Genomic DNA, 17,019 nt, shown 5'->3' on the forward strand with positions numbered 1-17,019 from the left:
TCTGGAGCCGGATCACGCGTGTCTCTGGGCGGATGTGAGAGTTCCGCTTCCAGTCACGCGAGTTCGGTCTCCAGTCACGCGAGTTCGCCTGCTTTGCCACGGGGAACGTCGTGCGGCTCCCCCACGTGGGTGACGCGCTTACTCCGGCTGTGTTCTAGCGAACAGGAGCTCGTCGCTCCACTGTGGATGGCGAGCCCCGCGGTACCGGACGATGCGTCCATCGGGGTGACCGGTGAATGCCCGCGCGGACCTGCGAAGACTCGAAATCCGTGACCTCGAAAGAAGACGGCGGCCCGGGAAAATCGGGGCGAAGCGGATTCTTTTCCGCTGGCTCCGTCCCGCGGCAACGAGAACCGCATCACATTCGCCCGCAGGGCGGCCGCTGATCCGTTCCTGGCCCCATCCCTCCCCGGAGGCCGTACGCGAGCGTGACAGGGGTCATCAGGCGGCCGCAGGGGTGTTTAGCGATGGCCCCGAAAATGCGGCAGGGGCCCGCGCCGTGCGCGGGGGCCTGCCGTTNTTGGCCGGAGCCTTCTTCGCGGGAGCCTTGGCGGCGGGAGCCTTGGCGGCCGGCTTCGCGGCGGCCTTGGTGGCGGTCGCCTTCTTGGCCGTGGTGGCGCGAGTCGTGGCCTTGGCGGCGGTCTTCGGCGCGGCCTTGGCGGCGGTCGTCTTGGCCGCTGCCTTGGTCGCGGTCGCCTTGGCGGCCGGCTTCGCGGCGGCGCGCGTCGTCGTGGCGGCGGCGGCGCGGGTCCGCGTGGTCGTGGAACGCGTCGCGGCCGGGCGGCTGGCGGCCGTCCGGGTCGTCGTCGCGCGGGTGGTGGTGGCACGAGTGGTGGTGCCGGCGGTCGCGCGCTTCACAGCGGTGGCCTTCGGCAGCTTCTTCGAACCACTGATGACGTCCTTGAAGGTCGTGCCGGCGCGGAAGGCGGGCACGTTGGTCTTCTTGACGCGAACGGTCTCACCGGTGCGCGGGTTCCGCGCGGTGCGGGCGGCGCGGGCGCGCTTCTCGAACACACCGAAGCCGGTGATGTTCACCTTCTCGCCCTTGTTGACCGTCCGGATGATGATGTCGACAAGGCCATCGACGGCCTCCGACGCGACCTTCTTGTCGCCCAGGCGCTCCGACAGCGCCTCGATCAGCTGGGCCTTGTTGGCCATTCCAGTCCTCCAAGAAGAACTACTTGTACACGGCCCCGTCGGCCGACTTAGCGCACACGGTATTACCAATGCAGCACAAATTCCAAACGACGCGCGGAAATTTCCCTTGCCTCGGGGGCTGTTCCGCCTCCCGAGGGACCCCTTCAGGGCCCCTCGGGGTGCCGTTCGGTGTGGTTCCGGGGCTGTTGTGAAGACCCTCGGCCGGGGTGCGGATTCCCTGCTCAGCAAGGGAATCCGCCTCCTTCGACCTGCCCTAGGAGATGGCCGCCGGGAGGGTCACCGGCTTCCAGGAGGGGCGCCGGGTCTCGAAAGTGTCGATCTCCTCCGCGTGGCGGAGTGTCAGGGCGATGTCGTCGAGCCCTTCGAGGAGCCGCCAGCGGGTGTAGTCGTCGATCTGGAAGGGCGCGGTGAAGTCCTTGGCTCGTACCGTCTTCGACTCGAGGTCCACCGTGACCTCCGTCCCGGGCTCGTTTTCGAGCAGCTTCCACAGCAGTTCGACGTCCGCCTGCTCGACCTGGGCGGCGACAAGACCCTGCTTGCCCGAGTTGCCGCGGAAGATGTCCGCGAACCGGGAGGAGATCACGACGCGGAACCCGTAGTCCATCAAGGCCCAGACCGCGTGCTCACGGGAGGAACCGGTGCCGAAGTCCGGGCCCGCGACCAGGACCGACCCGCTTTTGAAGGGGTCTTGGTTGAGGATGAACGACTCGTCGGAACGCCAGGCGGCGAAGAGCCCGTCCTCGAAGCCGGTGCGGCTCACGCGCTTGAGGTAGACCGCCGGGATGATCTGGTCAGTGTCCACGTTGGACCTGCGCAGCGGGACTCCGACGCCGGTGTGGTGGGTGAACGCGTCCATGGTTGGGAACTCCTTCGCGGATGTCAGCGATGTCAGCGGGCGGCGGCGGGTCGCAGGTCTTCGGGGCTGGACAGCGTTCCCCGCACGGCCGTGGCGGCCGCCACGAGCGGGGAGACCAGATGCGTCCGGCCACCCTTGCCCTGCCTGCCTTCGAAGTTGCGGTTCGAGGTCGACGCGCTGCGCTCACCCGGCTTGAGCTGGTCCGGGTTCATGCCGAGGCACATCGAGCAGCCCGCCTGACGCCATTCCGCGCCCGCTTCGGTGAAGACCCGGTCCAGCCCTTCGGCTTCCGCCGCCTGGCGGACCCGCATCGAGCCGGGGACGACGAGCATCCGCACCGAATCGGCGACCTTGTGCCCGCGCAGGACGTCGGCCGCGGCCCTCAGATCCTCGATACGGCCGTTCGTGCACGAGCCGAGGAAGACGGTGTCCACCGCGATCTCACGCAGCGGCGTTCCCGGCTTCAGGTCCATATAGGACAGGGCCTTTTCAGCGGCGATGCGCTCGTTCTCGTCGCCGATCCGCTCGGGATCGGGCACCGCGGCGCCCAGCGGCAGCCCCTGGCCCGGATTCGTGCCCCAGGTCACGAAAGGCGTGAGCTCGTCGGCGTTCAGGCGCACCTCGGCGTCGAAGACGGCGTCGTCGTCCGTGCGGAGCTCGCGCCAGTTCTCGACGGCGGCGTCCCAATCGGCGCCCCGCGGCGCGTGCGCGCGGCCCTTCAGATACGCGAACGTCGTCTCGTCCGGTGCGATGAGCCCGGCGCGCGCGCCGGCTTCGATGGACATGTTGCACACCGTCATCCGGGCTTCCATCGACAGCTTCTCGATGGCTTCGCCGCGGTACTCGAGGACGTAGCCCTGTCCACCGCCGGTGCCGATCTTCGCGATCACCGCGAGGATGATGTCCTTCGCCGTGACGCCGGGGCGCAGTTCTCCGTCGACCGTGATCGCCATCGTCTTGAATGGACGGAGCGGCAGGGTCTGCGTGGCCATCACGTGTTCGACCTCCGAGGTGCCGATCCCGAAGGCCATCGCGCCGAAGGCGCCGTGCGTCGAGGTGTGACTGTCGCCGCACACCACGGTCATCCCGGGCTGGGTCAGGCCCAGCTGCGGGCCGATGACGTGCACGATGCCCTGCTCGGCGTCGCCCATCGGGTGCAACCGGACGCCGAACTCCGCACAGTTCGCGCGAAGGGTGTCGACCTGGGTGCGGGACACGGGATCCGCGATCGGCAGCTCGATGTCGATCGTCGGGACGTTGTGGTCCTCGGTCGCGATGGTGAGGTCGGGGCGGCGCAGTTTCCGGCCGGCCAGGCGGAGTCCGTCGAACGCCTGCGGGCTGGTGACCTCGTGCAGCAGGTGGAGATCGATGTAGAGCAGGTCGGGCTCGGCCCCCTCGCCGCGCCGCACCAGGTGCGACTCCCACACTTTCTCGGCCAGTGTCCGGGGCATTTTCCGGCTCCTCACATGCGGTGAAATAGGTGCTTCCCACCATCTGGACATCTCAAACTTCGGGAAGATAGTATCGGCTTGTGGGACAGCATAGCGGTATCGGAGTACTCGACAAGGCCGTGGCCGTGCTTCAGGCCGTGGCCGAAGATCCTTGTGGCCTGGCGGAACTGTGCACGCGGACCGGTTTGCCGCGCGCGACGGCGCATCGGCTCGCGGTCGGCCTCGAGGTGCATCGCCTGTTGCGCCGCGGCCCCGACGGGCGCTGGCGGCCGGGTACCGCACTCGCGGAACTGGCGGGCGGTTCGACCGACCCGCTGCTCGACGCGGCGAGTTCGGTACTGCCGAAATTGCGCGACATCACCGGCGAAAGCGTTCAGCTGTACCGCCGCGACGGCGTCCAGCGCGTCTGCGTTTCGACCGCGGAACCGCCGAGCGGACTCCGTGACACGGTGCCGATCGGTTCACGGCTGCCGATGACCGCGGGCTCCGGCGCGAAGGTGCTCGCCGCGTGGTCGGATCCGCACACGCAGCGGACGATCCTCACCGAAGCGGTGTACGGGGAGCGCACACTGCTCGAAGTCCGCCGCCGCGGCTGGGCCCAGAGCGTGGCGGAGCGGGAACCCGGTGTGGCGAGTGTCTCGGCGCCGGTACGGGATTCGACGGGCACCGTCGTCGCCGCGGTGTCGGTTTCCGGGCCCATCGAACGTATAGGGCGTAAACCGGGGGCGCGCTGGGCCGCGGACCTGCTCGCCGCCGCGGACGCGCTGCAGGAGCGCCTCTGACCTCAAGACGCGACGCTGGGGCATGAGTGGCGATTCGGCTTCCGGTGACGGAAGTGCGACGGTGTCGCGAAAGCCACTTTCGGGACACCAGACGTCGCGAAAGTGGCTTTCGCGACAAGCCTCGGCCCCGGTATCGCCAGGGACCACGTCCCGGAAACGGTGAAGGCCCCCTGCGCCGCAGGGGGCCTTCACCGTTTCCCGGACCGTCCTGAAAGGACCGGCCGGATCAGAACTCGTCGGCCTTGGTCAGCTCGTGTTCGAGTGTGTCGGCACGTGTGACGAGGGACTTCAGCGGATGTTCGAACTCGTTGACCAGGTTCAGGTCGACCAGCGGGATCGTGTGCTTGAGCAGTGCGACACCGTCCACCACCGCCGCGCCGCCGACCGAGTCACCGCCCGCCAGTTCGAGCAGGCGCCGCAGATCGATCTTGTCCGCCCAGCCGACCGGAGACGAGATCTCCACCCACTCCGCGCCGTCGTGGTCGGGCAAGTGGTGCAAGGACACCTGCTGGCCGCGGCCGTCGCCGGTGTCGACCCGGAACCGGAGCCAGCCGTCCCGCTCTTCGAGCACCTCGTACCGTGCCCGGACGAAATTGATCACGCCTGCCCAGATGGACACCCTCGTCACCTCTCGGTTTCGCCGCCTCGTGCGCTGTCGAGCATGGCACATCCGGGGCGGGTCCAGCCCGTGGGAGGGAGCTGAAGGGGACTTTCCCCGCGTCTCACGCCGCCAAGGGCGCTTTCACCACGCGGCATGCGGGGAAAGTCCCCTTCGGCCACTGTGACTCAAGTGGCGTGAGTGACTCACTGAAGCGGCGCCATCCGGTACCCGGACCCGCGCACGGTATGGATCAGCGGCGGATCCTTCAGCTTCCGCCGCAGCCGCGCGATCACGACGTCCAGCACGTTCGACGCCGGATCAGCCATCTCGTCCCACGCGTACCGGATCAGTTCCCGCCGCGAAACCGGCCGTCCGGACGCGGCCATCAGCCGCTCCATGACGAGATACTCCTTGCGGGTCACGGTGAGAAGCACGCCCGCCCGCGCGATCTGATGCCTTCCGGTGTCGAGTTCCACGTCGGCGCACCGCAGGACGACCGCCTGCCCGGCCATGTCGCGGCGGCACAGGCTGCGCACCCTGGCGATCAGTTCCGGCATCGCGAACGGTTTGACCAGGTAGTCGCCTCCGCCGACACGCAACCCGTCGATCCGGTCGGCGACGCTGTCGCGCGCGGTCAGGAACAGCACCGGCATCGGCCATCCGGCGCCGCGCCGGTTCCGCACGTACAGCAACGCGTCGCCCGAAGGCAGCATCCGGTCGAACACCGCGCAGTCGTAGGCGTTCACCATCAGCGCCTCGTCGGCGCCGGGCAGGTCGGCGGCGGTGTCCACCGCGAAACCGTCGCCGCGCAGGGCGAATTCCAGCGCCACCCGCAAGTTTTCGTCGTCCTCGGTCACCAGCACCCGCACACTGGCACCTTAGTGTCTGTGGGTGAACCCGTGTCCGCGATCGACCTCCGGCAGGGCCTTACCGGCCATAGGTGAACCCGCGTCCCCGATCGACCTCCGGCAGGGCGTCAGCGTGCGATGGCCGCCTCCACGTCGGCCACGCGCAACCCGCGCAGTTCTTCGACGGCGGGCATCCGCCCTGTCAGCCGCAAGCGCTGTGACTGAGCCGTGCGCGCCTTCTCGAACAGCAGGCGCGCGTCCCGCGCGTTGCCGAAGTTGACGTCACCCGAGACGCGCCGGAAGTGGTCGGTGAGCACCGGGCCGGCATCGGGATCGAGTTCGTAGTCCCCCGCGGACGCCATCCGCCCGAAGATGGCGAGCAGCTCGGCGGGGCTGTAGTTCTCGAACTCGATCGTCTTGCCGAAGCGGGACGCGAGACCGGGGTTGGCGGCGAGGAAGCCGGCCATCTCGTCGGTGTACCCGGCCACGATCACCGCCACCTCGTCGCGATGTTCCTCCATCAACGGGACCAGGGTGTCGATCGCCTCCTGGCCGAAGTCGCCGCCCGAACCCGCGAACCGCGTGAGCGTGTAGGCCTCGTCGATGAACAGGACACCGCCTTTGGCCTCCTCGAACACGGTCGCGGTCTTCTCCGCGGTGTGCCCGATGTACTGCCCGACGAGCTCGCGGCGGGTCACCTCGTGGAATTCGCCGATCGGCAGGACTCCCAGCGCCTTCAGCAGTTTCCCGTAGATCCGCGCGACCGTCGTCTTCCCGGTGCCGGGCGCGCCCGCGAAGATCAGATGGTGCCCGGCGGCGCCGACCGGCAGCCCGGCCCGGCGGCGCCATTCGTTGACCTGCAACTCGTCGACCAGCGCGCGGACCTCTTCCTTGACCCCGGGAAGACCGATCATCGCGTCGAGTTCGGCGAGCATGTCGTCCAGGGCGCTGTCCCCCACGGCGCCGGGATCCACGGCTTCGCTGACTGTCGGCGTCGCCCCTTCGGCGATCGCGATCCCGGGTTCCGCGGTGTTGCTGACCCGGCAGGCGGAGATCTCACCGCCGCAGCCGGACGCGAACGCGATCCCCGGACCGCGTGTGCCGGTGACCGTGCACCGCTCGATCACCGGCCCTCCGTGGTGCGCCACTGCGATCCCCTCGTGACCGGTGTGGGAGATCACGCAGCCTTCGATACTCGGCCGGGCGTACTGGTAGACGTAAACGCCGCGCAGCCCGCATCCGGTCACCGTGCAGCCTGCCACGACGGGATCGGCGCCCTGGCCGAGGGTGATCCCGTCGCCCGTCACGTCTTCGACGGTGGTGTCCTCGATCCTGCCGGGCGAGCCGTCGACGAGGATCCCCTGCTCCGCCGCCGAGATCACGCAGCCGGTCACGGTGAACGCCGTCGCGCCGCGGATCGCGATCGCCGGTCCACGCCCGCCGGAGACGGTGCAGTGCCGGACGGTCAATTCCGTGTCGTGGGACTGGATCGCGGAAGCGCCGCCCGCCAGGACCTCGATCTCTTCGAGGACAAGCGCTCCGCCGGTGGTGCGGAAAACGGGCCGGTCGGCGCCCCGGCCGTCGACGACGACGGTGGCGCCGTCCGCAGCGGCCAGGGTCACCCGAATGCCGGTCAGTTCGACGGTTTCCGCGTATTCGCCGCTTGCGATGGTGATGACGGCGTTGTCGGACGCTTCCGCCAAGGCGTCGCCGATGGTCGGATACGCGCCGGGCCGCCGCGCCACCAGGAGAACACGGCCGGGAGTCGAGGTGGTCATCAGCCCGCCTTCGCCATCAGCCAGCCGCGGTCGACGGCCTTGGCGCCGGCCTGGAACCGGCTGCGGGCACCGAGCCGGTTCATGATGTCGGCGACCATCCGGCGCACCGTGCGCACCGAGATCCCGAGCCGCGCGGCGGCGGATTCGTCGGTCGTACCGGAGAAGAGCAGCGCCAGCAGCTCCTGCTCGCGGCAGGTCAGGATCGAAGCGTTCCCGGACTCCGGGAGAGCCACCGGGACGAGCGGGGCGGCGGCCTGCCAGATGCGCTCGAACAGCCCCACCGTCGCGGTGACCACGCCGGGCAGCCGGAACACCGCGGATCCGGCCTGCCTGCCTTCCGCGGGCAGGACGACCGACGTCCGGTCGATCACCAGCGCGTCCATCGGGACCTCGGCGTCGGTCCGCACCTCGGCCCCGGCCCGCGAAAGCCGGCTGAGCGCGCCGGACATCCGCGCGGAGTCGGGGAAGAGCACCTTGTGGCGTACGCCGGGGCGCACGTTCGCGAGCGCGATCCGCTGGAACGCGGTGTCCGTTCCCGTGCTCATGACGAGCACTTCACCGGTCGCTTCGGCGAGCAGTTCGCCGAGTCCCGCCCGGTCGCTGCCCGGGCCCGCTCCCGTGACCAGGCTGAGCCGGCCGGTCTGCACGGTCATCGCAGGTACCTCCCTTTTTTCCCGGCGCGGTGCCGCCGACGACGTCCTGTTCATGCCAGTTCCCGCCGTCCGGGCGGGCGGGGCCACCCGACGCGTTAGCGTTCAGGGGCACCGCGGAACTGCACGCATCCACTTTCGCTGTCCGAACATGAGGTTTTGATGACACGGGTGATGGTCGTCGAAGACGACGAGAATCTGCGGCTCGCGCTGGTCACGCAGCTGCGCTCGGCGGGTTTCGTCGTCGACGACGCGGGAGACATCGCGACCGCGGACAGGCTGCTGCGCGGAACGCATCACGACTGCGTGGTGCTGGACCGGATGCTGCCCGACGGCGACGCCATCGAGTACGTCCACATGCGACGACAGCTGGGCTGGCGGGCGCCGGTGCTGTTCCTCACCGCCCGCGACGCGCTCGCCGACCGGGTGGCCGGGTTCGAGCACGGCGGCGACGACTACCTCGTGAAGCCGTTCGTGATGGCCGAACTGACCGAGCGGGTGGCCAATCTGTGCCGCCGGTCCGCGTTCGACCGGCCCTCCGTGCTGCACTGCGAGGACCTGGTGATGGACTGCGCGCGGCGCGAGGTGCGCCGGGCGGGCGTGCTGCTCACCTTGACCAACAAGGAGTACGCGGTGCTCGAATACCTGCTGACCAGGGCCGGGCTGCCGGTGCAGCGGGCGGATCTGATCGAGCACTGCTGGGACGCGCAGGCCGATCCGATGTCCAATGTGGTCGACGTGGTGGTGAAGCGGTTGCGCCGCAAGCTGAAGGAACCCGAACTGATCCACGCCGTCCGCGGTCTCGGCTATCGGCTGGGCACCCGGTGAACACCCACTCCTCGGCCGATCGGCTGCGCAGACTGCGCTGGACGCTGACCGCGTTGTTCACCGCGATGAACACCCTCGGGCTGGTCGTCTTCGCCTGGTTGCTCATCGACGAGGACGGTGACCAGGGTGACGAGCGGATCGACGCCGCGCTGACCCAGGTCACGTCGTCGGTCAGCAGGCTGGTCGAATACAACGGCACCGTCGGCTTCGGCCTGGTCAACACCGACGTGCTGAACGACCGCTGCCCCCAGTTCGCGATCCTGTCCGGCGGGGCGCCCGCGTTCCAGCCGCATCTTTCGCGGGCGAACTGCGTCCCGATGAGCATCCAGCTGCTGAACGGCCTCGCCACCGAGGCGGTGAAGACCGGAGAATTGGTGCAGGGGTATCAAAAGGCGGCCAACGGCGACATGGTCAAGGTCCGCGCCGAGCCCCTGCGCGACGGCGGCGGCAAGACGTTCGCTGCCGTCGTCGCGGTGCAGTCCACCGAGGCCGAGGACTCCGCGCACACCCGGTTCACGCTGCTGGTGATCGGCGGCACCGTGCTGCTGGTCGCGATACTGGGCTTCGCTGGCCACCTGCTGTCCGGCCGCTCGATCCGCCCCGCGGCCGCGGCCTTGCAGCAGCAGGAGGTCCTGCTCGCCGAGACCGCACACGACCTCCGCACCCCGGTCGCCGCCCTGCGCGCGCTCGCCGAAACCGCGATGGCCAACCCCGCGCAGTCGGCGGAACTCCTGCCGCGCACCGTCCGCCTCGCCGCGAGAATGGGCGGGATCATCGACGACCTGCTCGTCCGCGCCCGGCTCGCCGCCGGTGTGGAACAGCTGAGCATCCAGCCGATCTGGCTCGATCAGCTGGTGGTGGGCATCGTCGAGGACACCGCGACCGAAGGCGCCGAAGTCACCGTCACCGCCGCGCCCACCAAGGTCGACGCCGATCCCGCGCTGCTGCAGCGGGCGATCGGCAACCTTCTCGACAACGCCATGCGCTACGGCCGCCATCCGGGCGCGAAGGCGTTCGTGCACCTGACCGTCGCCGGCGGCACCGTGACCGTCGCGGACCACGGCCCGGGTATCGACACGACGATGGCGGACGACGCCTTCGACCGGTTCGCCAGCACCGGCGGGTCTTCCGGGCTCGGGCTGTCGATCGTGCGGTGGGTCGCGCAGGCGCACGGTGGCACGCTCGCGGTGTACAACGCCGACGAGGGCGGCGCGATCTTCGAACTGCGGTTCCCGGTCAGTACTTCCTGACCGGGCTACCCCGGCTCCTCCGTGGTGTCCCCCAGCAGGGAACCGAACTCGAACGAGGGCGGCTCCCCGGCGTCCCTTCGCTCGAACTCCTGTGCCCAAAGGCCGAAGGTCCGCGTCCACAACGAACGGAGCAGGGCGTGCTCCTCCGGTGCAAGGCGCCGCGACTCCTCGCTCGCCTTGTCGTAGACGGCCTGAACCGTGTCGTAAAGCGCGAAGATAGGCCCGTCTCCGTGGAGAGCCCGTGAACGCTTGATCTCGGTGAGTTCCACATAACCCGCCTCGTCCAGCACAGCGATGTCCTCACCCATGGCGAACAGCACTTCGTGGACGTGCGAGGCGTCCTCGTCGATCCGCCCGGTCCTCAGATTCAGCAGATGACCGGTCAGGCCACCCTCCGGTGTCCCGTCGACCCGATAGGTCAAGCCGTAGTAACGGAAGAACATCGGCAGTTCGTCCGCCAGCGGGTTCTCACTCACGAACTCTCCCCTTCGTCGTCCGCGGTCATGCCGCGGTTCGTCGCCTCCTGGAACAGTTCCCTCTCACGCCTGAGTATCAAGGCTTCGATCGCCGTCTCCTCCGGGGTGACCGCGCGCCCCTGTTCCCTGCTCACGGCCGCGAAATCCCGCCGCACCTCGTAGAGGCTGTGCTCGTAGCGTGCCACTTCGTCGATGGACTTCAGGTGCAGCCGGAATTCGGCGATGTGCCCGCTCGACAGGCGCACGGACATCTGGATGTCCCGATACCCGCTTTTCTGTGGTCCGGCGAACCGGTCGTCGAGAAAGACGATGCTGATCGGTGAGCCGTCCGAAGCCAGCCGGGCGTGCAGGATCGCCAGCGCCCGGTAGACGTCGGCCACCGTGTCGAACCGTACGAGCGCGCCGACCACGTCGGTCAGCACGGAGCCGCTGCCGTCGTCCTTCGCCAGTTTGTCCACCATGCGTACCCGGCTCTTGACCTTGTCCCGGTACTTGGCGATTCCGCCCGCTTCCGCGGCCAGCCAGTCCGCCAGTTCGTTCAGCTCGTCCTGGTTCGAGCGCCACGAACGCTCCAGGCCGTCCAAATACGCTTGGAGTTTCTCCGGCGTGGACTTGCCGGGAGGCACGTAGCCGGCTTGCCCAGGCGGAACGCGGTGGTACTGCTCGGGAATTCCCGCCAGTACGCCCGCGACGGCCTGGCGCTGGGATTCCGTCGTCTCGATCGGACCGGGCCGCGGTGTCTCCCGGTGTTCCCGGAGAATCTCCTCCGCACCCCTGGCTTCCAGTTCCTCCAGTGATTCCAGGACGATCTCGACGGCCTCGGGGTACTGGAGCACGTTTCCCAGCGTCTGCGGCCTGGCCAGCAGAGAGTTCAGGAGAAAGGGTGTCTCCAGAAGCGTTTTGACGAACTCCGGATGCCGAGGCAGCAGCTTGGCGATCGCGTCGCCGATGTCCAGTGGGACGCCGTCGATCTTGATCCGCGAGTCCGGATCCCGCCGGCTGATCTCGTTTCCCCGGCGCAGCGCGTCCTGGACGTCTTCACGGCCGAGGAACTCCGCCGTCTCGTCCCGGCCGGGGTTGATCACCGCGTCCATAGAGCTGGGCGTACCCGTGCTCTCGGGTCCCGGTGCCGTCGGCAGGTTGCCCGGTGCCGGGACCTCGACGGGCGCCGACCCGCCCGGAGTGAACCGAGCCCAGCCCTTGCCTGGGGGAAATCCGTGCACCCGCAGCGATCCGTCCGGCATCACGTCCAGCCTGGCCATCGGCGCGATCACTTCGGCGCCCAGCGCGTCGGCGTACCGCTGCGCCCAGCCGGACGATCCGGAATGGCAGGAATTCAACTGGACCGGCCGTCCGGGGGTGTAGTACGGGCTGGCCAGCGTCGCCTCGGCCACCTGCTCGGGGCTGATCATGAAGATCTCTTCGATGGCCCGCATCTGCTCTTCGGTCAGGCGGCTGTCGAGGGTCAGGCTGAGGCCGGGGATCGGATGGCCGTTCCCGCTCCCGTGCAACGTGACCACATAGGCTCGCGCCTGGTCCGGGCGGTTGGCGATCATTACCCGCATATGCGCGTTGCGGGTGGTCATGTCGTCCCCGATCGACATCCCCGCGGGCGCGTAGAGAACACCTTCGCCGGTGATCACGGCCCCGTCCCAGGGCCCCGGTGCCACGGTCCGCCGGGCATCGATCCACCGTGAGCCACCGACTTCGTCATGCCGTGACATGCCCATCGAGGCAGGACCGGGCGAATCGCCGAAGGTGATCTCCCCGGTATCCGGATCGATCCGGGCGGTGGTGAATCGGCCGTCCGGATCGCGGGGTGGCAGACCTTTCGGACGACGGCGGCGCGTGCCCCGTTCGTCCGTGTCACGTGGCCGGATCACATCGGATGGCCCGCTCTTCGGCGGTTTGAGTTCGAGCAGGCTGTCCACTGTGTTCGGAACCCCGAGAAGCCGGACGGCGAGGAGGATCCCCATGAGGACCCTGCGGCCATAGGACAGCACGGGAGCGTTGGCGGCTTCCATCGCCCGTTCGATCGCGCCGGGTTCGTTCGGACTCGCGGGAACGTCCCCGGGAGGCGCGGGCACCGGCGTCGGGCGGGCTCGCGACGTCGTCGCCGGATCCGCCGGGCGGAGTGTCTCCGTCTCGAAGAGGCCGCGGGCGAAGGTGTTTCCACGGTGGACCCGGTCTCGGCCGGGTGTGCGGCTCCCGGTGTTGAGGTCGTAGTCGTGCACGACCACCGGCTGTCCGCCCACGACGAGATCAAGGGTGAGGTTGGGGACGACCCACCCGGAGTAGTGCGACGGGCCGCCCGGTGCGCGTCCTCTCCCGTCGAGGGAATACGCCGGGGAGGTCCGCAACCGGAACCGTCCGAAGTGGTCGCCGAGAATCTCCTGCTCGTGGGCGGCGACCGCCTCGGCGAAGATCTGCTGGACGAAGATCCCCCGCAGCGCGGGAGTCATCGTGCCGTTCCTGACGTGTTCGGCGATCTTCCTGGCCCGCTCCGAGTCGGCGCGAGCGAGTCCTTCCGCCAGCTTCGCGAATTCGCGCGCCGCGTCGTCAGCGATCTCCTGCAACGCTGCCGCGATCCGAGAGCGGACCCATTGGGCCTCCAGGATCCGCGCGACGTCGCGGACCCGGGCAGGCCGCGCATCGGCGGGCAGCAAGCCGTGTTCGAGCAGCAGCAAACGGAGGTCGTTCCACGCCAGGCCCGACTCGGCCATCAGCGCCCGGAGCGCGCTTTCGCTGCGAAGACTCAGAAGCAGCCGACTCCGGGTAAAAGTGTGCTGTGGCAACGGGTGCTCGTGCCGGGCCGGATTGTCCGGGTGGTAGAACCGCTCCGCGTGCGACGAAGGGGGAACCGGTGGCCCCTGCGGCCGTCCGGGTGGATTGCCCGGCGGCCCCGCGGGTGGCGACATTTCGACGTCGACTTCACCGGTCCCCGGGGTGAACCGCGCTCGGCCCCGCCATGGTGGGCCATCGGGTTCGTCCGGCGGCGGACCGGGCCTTCGCGACTTGTCCGGGTCGGCCGGGTCCGCCTCTTCCTCGACGCGTTTGCGGACGAGTTCGACGGGGCCGCTCTTGGGCGGTTTGACCTCGAGCGCGCTGTCGATCGTGTTGGGCAGGCCGAGGAGCCGGACGGCGATGAGCACTCCCATCAGGAATCGCCGACGGAGCGAGATCGCACCGGCTGTCTCCGCCTCCATGGCCCGGCGGATGGCCTCCGGTTCCTCTTGTCCGGCATGGGTTTCGCCGGGGGCCTGATTCCCGTGACCGGCGGGCGGCAGTCCCTGGGGCCCGGGCGGGTTCGGCGCCGCCGCGGTGGACGGCCCTCCCGGGTCCCGCCGGGCGACGACGGTGAACCCCAGGGCGCTCCACTGGAAGACGGCGTCGGCACCGGCGGCGATCGCGTCGTCGACCTCGCTGGTCAGTTCGTTGCTGAACACGGCGATGATCAGCGCGCCGGGGCCCGCGTCACGCCGGTGTTTCCCGATCTGCTTGACGATCGACGTGTCGCTGTTCGCCCCTACGTGCTTGACCTCGAACCGGACCTCGACACCGCTGCCCTCCAGTACTCCGTGGACATCGATGTCGGTGTCCTCGGTCTTCACACCGATTCCGATGATCCGCAGACCCGGTAGTCCCAATTCGGCGCACTTTTCCGGGGTGAGCTCGGTGAGAGTGAGCGCGACCCGGAGTTCGCCTTCGAGCCCGGTGAGATTCGCTTGGTCGCCCCTCAGCTGTTCCCGGGTAGCCGGGTCGCCGTCGTTCAGCATGCTGAGCGCACGCTTCAGATGCGTCCGGACGCTCTCGCCGACCTTGTCGAGACCCGGTACGCCCCTGGCCTGCAGGTGATCGAGGATCTTGCGAAGGTGGGTTTCCGTCGTGAGCGGCACCTCGGCGTTCTTGCCTTCGGCCTCGGCGGCCTCCACCAGCTTTGCGCTGAGCCTGCCGAATTTCCGCAGCTCGGCCTCGGCCACCTTCCGGCCGTACGGACGGGGCTTCTTCGCGGCCACCTCGCGCACCGCCGTGACGACGCGGGCGGTGAACACCGCCATCGGTGTCACCTGCGGCGTCCCGCTCACCCGGTTCGCCAGCAACGCCCGGATCTGTTCGGCGAGCAGGGCTTTGAGCTGTTCGCCGAGAGGACGCGTGGTCCGGTCCCGGGGGATCAGTTGCGCGAGAACGCTCTTGAGCAGGCCTTCCAGTTTCCGGCCCGCGACGGCCGGGCCTGCCTCGACGACGGCCTCCCGGACGTCCGGTGGCAGAGCGTCCCAGACCTCCTCCACTTCGGGTGCCAGGTCGTCAGGGTGTTCCGGTGGCGTTTCCGCGCTTTCGTTCCGGGGCGGGGCGTTGCCTTCGCCGGACGCCCGGGGCATCTGCGCGGGGACGAAGACCGGTGCCGCCGGGAGCGCGGGCTCTTCCCGGGAAGGTGCCGGAACTGCGGGGTCGCCTTCGTCGGGGCCGTCCGGTGGCCCCTGGTCATCGGGGACCTCGGCGGGCAGCACCGGAACGTCGGGCGCGGGCTCGGACGGCGCGTCGATCGGCGCCGTGACGCCGTCCTGGTCGGGTTCCGTCCCCGGATCGGACCGGTTCGGTTCGCCCTCCGTCGGTTTAGCGTGCGGAGTCTTTCCGGGAGCGTTCGCCGGCCCAGGCTGCGCCGGAGTGGCCTGGGTGGTTGTGTGCTGGCCGGACCTGCTCTGGCCTGCCCCACTCTGGGCGGAACCCGGCTGTGCGGTCGCCGTCGACGCCTGGGCGTGGCCGGGCTGTGCCGTCGTCTGAGCGGAAGCCGCCTGTGCCGAGGCCCCCTGCCCGGTAGCCGCCTGCCCAGCACCGGAGTGCGTCGAACCCGGTGTCGTCGACGTCGACGACACCGATGTCTGGTGCGGCTGGGAACTCGTACCGCTTTGGGACGTTGACGCCACGGCGGACGTCGAAGACGAGTGGTTCGACGACGTCGTACCGGTGTTCCGATCGCCCACCGAGGTGTCTGTGGTTCCTCGGCTTTCGTTGCCGTTGAGGGCGTCGGTGCCCCGGCCGGATCCCGTCTCCGCTCCGGTGGAAGCCGAACCCGCCGAGGAAGTCTCTGTCGAGGACGAAGCGCCCGGATGAGCCGAACCTGCCTCTTGGCCGGTACCGGTCGCCTGCGGTGAACCGGTTTCCACCGCGGCCGAGGCGCCGTGTCCCGCGCCGGCCGAGGTGGTTTCCGGAGCCATCACCGACGGCGGATTCGGGCCACCGGGCGGATTCCCGCTCTTCGCCACTTCCCCCGGCCCGGGCGGCCCGTCTTGGCCGAACACCGCGTTGTGTGCCTGAGTACCGGCGAGGTGGGCGTTCGCCCGGGCGGGCCCGATCGCCCCCGAGGTGAGCCAATTGTCCTTGATGGACCGCTGGTAACCGGACACGTCGGTCAGCGCGCCCCAGTTCCCGTTCACCATGTTCTCCGCCGCGTAGCTGGAGATCGGCGAGGAGATCGCGTTGGTGGTGAAGGAGCTCACGGCCGTCGAAACGTGCTTGCCGACCGGGTTGTCCAACGCGCTCTTGCCGATGTCGGTCTTGCGGATCCCCTTGCCGAGCAAGGCTCCGGGCGCCCCGACCACCGCGCTCACCGGTGCGCCGACCGCACCCGCGACGGCATTGGTGAAGCTTTCTTTGACGTTGAAACCGTCCTGGTATCCCTGCGAGATGTTGAGACCCTGCTCGATCCCGTTCGTGACGACCTCGTCGGCCGCTTCCTTGATCGGGATCATCACGATCTTCCCGGCCTTGGCCGTCCAGTTGCCGAGACGGCCCGCCAGGCTCGCTATCCTGACCAGCTTCGCGAGCCTGAGCGCCATCCTGGTCGCGAACAACCACGGGCCGCCGGGGATGGCGAAGGTCAGGGCGAAGTCCACCGCGGCGTGGATCAGTTCCGATTTGAGCTGGTTCCGTGCCCGTGCGACCTGTTCGGCGTACTGGTGGCAGAACTCCCCGATCCGGCGCATGCTGGCGGCGAGTTCCTCGTAACCCTCGCTGCCGCCTCCGTACTGCCCCTTGGTGATCTCACGGATGAGGGCGTACATGTCGTAGCCGTTGGCATCCGGCCAGGTGTCCTTGATCCGCTGACCGGCCCCGGAGGCGGCGCCGATCGCCAGATCGAGAGCGTCCGCCCCCGCGATCCAAGCGTCACCGAGCGCTTTGGCCGTGTCCGGATCGTCGGGTGGCCAGATGTCTTCGATCACCCCTCCGAGCGCGTTCCACGCGCTGACCGTCCAGTCCCACAGGGTGCCGCCGACCCCGGCGGCCGCCTCACCGACGCCCGAGTACGGGAGATTTCCGGCCGGATAGGACATCGCCGACGC

At 69.1% G+C, this 17,019-nt stretch carries 12 protein-coding genes; 3 read left to right on the forward strand and 9 right to left on the reverse strand.

The annotated features are described in order from the left end of the window. Positions 1-441: 441 nt before the first annotated feature. The 3 genes from H074_RS18030 to leuC form a co-directional block, all read right to left on the reverse strand. Entirely contained in the window at positions 442-1,158 is a 717-nt protein-coding gene (locus H074_RS18030; protein ID WP_007031474.1) for an HU family DNA-binding protein, read from the reverse strand. A gap of 253 nt (positions 1,159-1,411) precedes the next feature. Next, positions 1,412-2,014 (reverse strand): 3-isopropylmalate dehydratase small subunit, encoded by a 603-nt coding sequence (gene leuD, locus H074_RS18035; RefSeq protein WP_007031475.1) that lies wholly within the window; start codon positions 2,012-2,014, stop codon positions 1,412-1,414. Between the two features lie 32 nt (positions 2,015-2,046). Next, positions 2,047-3,465, reverse strand: a complete 1,419-nt coding sequence (leuC, locus tag H074_RS18040) for a 3-isopropylmalate dehydratase large subunit (RefSeq protein WP_007031476.1) — start codon at positions 3,463-3,465, stop codon at positions 2,047-2,049. Positions 3,466-3,545: 80 nt separating this feature from the next. On the opposite strand from leuC, the gene H074_RS18045 reads away from it, so the two are divergent. Further along, positions 3,546-4,247, forward strand: coding sequence for an IclR family transcriptional regulator (locus H074_RS18045; RefSeq protein WP_007031477.1), 702 nt, complete (start codon positions 3,546-3,548; stop codon positions 4,245-4,247). A 226-nt stretch (positions 4,248-4,473) separates the two neighbouring features. Here H074_RS18045 and H074_RS18050 read toward each other — a convergent pair whose 3' ends face one another. The 4 genes from H074_RS18050 to H074_RS18065 all read right to left on the reverse strand — a co-directional run bounded on the left by H074_RS18050 (position 4,474) and on the right by H074_RS18065 (position 8,127). Next, positions 4,474-4,866 (reverse strand): hypothetical protein, encoded by a 393-nt coding sequence (locus H074_RS18050; protein ID WP_038509490.1) that lies wholly within the window; start codon positions 4,864-4,866, stop codon positions 4,474-4,476. A gap of 185 nt (positions 4,867-5,051) precedes the next feature. Further along, positions 5,052-5,717 (reverse strand): winged helix-turn-helix domain-containing protein, encoded by a 666-nt coding sequence (locus tag H074_RS18055; RefSeq protein WP_007031479.1) that lies wholly within the window; start codon positions 5,715-5,717, stop codon positions 5,052-5,054. Between the two features lie 107 nt (positions 5,718-5,824). Further along, the gene (locus H074_RS18060; protein ID WP_007031480.1) at positions 5,825-7,474 is read right to left on the reverse strand and encodes a right-handed parallel beta-helix repeat-containing protein; all 1,650 of its coding nucleotides are present in this window, start codon (positions 7,472-7,474) and stop codon (positions 5,825-5,827) included. Then, positions 7,474-8,127, reverse strand: coding sequence for a helix-turn-helix transcriptional regulator (locus H074_RS18065; protein ID WP_007031481.1), 654 nt, complete (start codon positions 8,125-8,127; stop codon positions 7,474-7,476). Before H074_RS18065 ends, H074_RS18060 begins: the two co-directional genes overlap by 1 nt. A 159-nt stretch (positions 8,128-8,286) precedes the next feature. Here H074_RS18065 and H074_RS18070 point away from each other — a divergent pair, with 159 nt between their 5' ends. Both H074_RS18070 and H074_RS18075 read left to right on the forward strand, forming a co-directional pair. Then, on the forward strand, positions 8,287-8,952 hold the full coding sequence (locus H074_RS18070) for a response regulator transcription factor (RefSeq protein WP_007031482.1): 666 nt from the start codon (positions 8,287-8,289) through the stop codon (positions 8,950-8,952). After that, positions 8,949-10,202, forward strand: coding sequence for a sensor histidine kinase (locus H074_RS18075; protein ID WP_007031483.1), 1,254 nt, complete (start codon positions 8,949-8,951; stop codon positions 10,200-10,202). Before H074_RS18070 ends, H074_RS18075 begins: the two co-directional genes overlap by 4 nt. Positions 10,203-10,207: 5 nt before the next feature. Here H074_RS18075 and H074_RS18080 read toward each other — a convergent pair whose 3' ends face one another. Both H074_RS18080 and H074_RS18085 read right to left on the reverse strand, forming a co-directional pair. After that, entirely contained in the window at positions 10,208-10,678 is a 471-nt protein-coding gene (locus H074_RS18080; RefSeq protein ID WP_007031484.1) for a hypothetical protein, read from the reverse strand. Continuing rightward, complete coding sequence (locus H074_RS18085) at positions 10,675-17,010, reverse strand: NAD--arginine ADP-ribosyltransferase (RefSeq protein WP_007031485.1); 6,336 nt, start codon at positions 17,008-17,010, stop codon at positions 10,675-10,677. The genes H074_RS18080 and H074_RS18085 overlap by 4 nt, the downstream gene beginning before the upstream one ends. Positions 17,011-17,019 lie beyond the last annotated feature (9 nt).

The sequence above is a fragment of the Amycolatopsis decaplanina DSM 44594 genome, from assembly GCF_000342005.1.
Classification (GTDB): domain Bacteria; phylum Actinomycetota; class Actinomycetes; order Mycobacteriales; family Pseudonocardiaceae; genus Amycolatopsis; species Amycolatopsis decaplanina.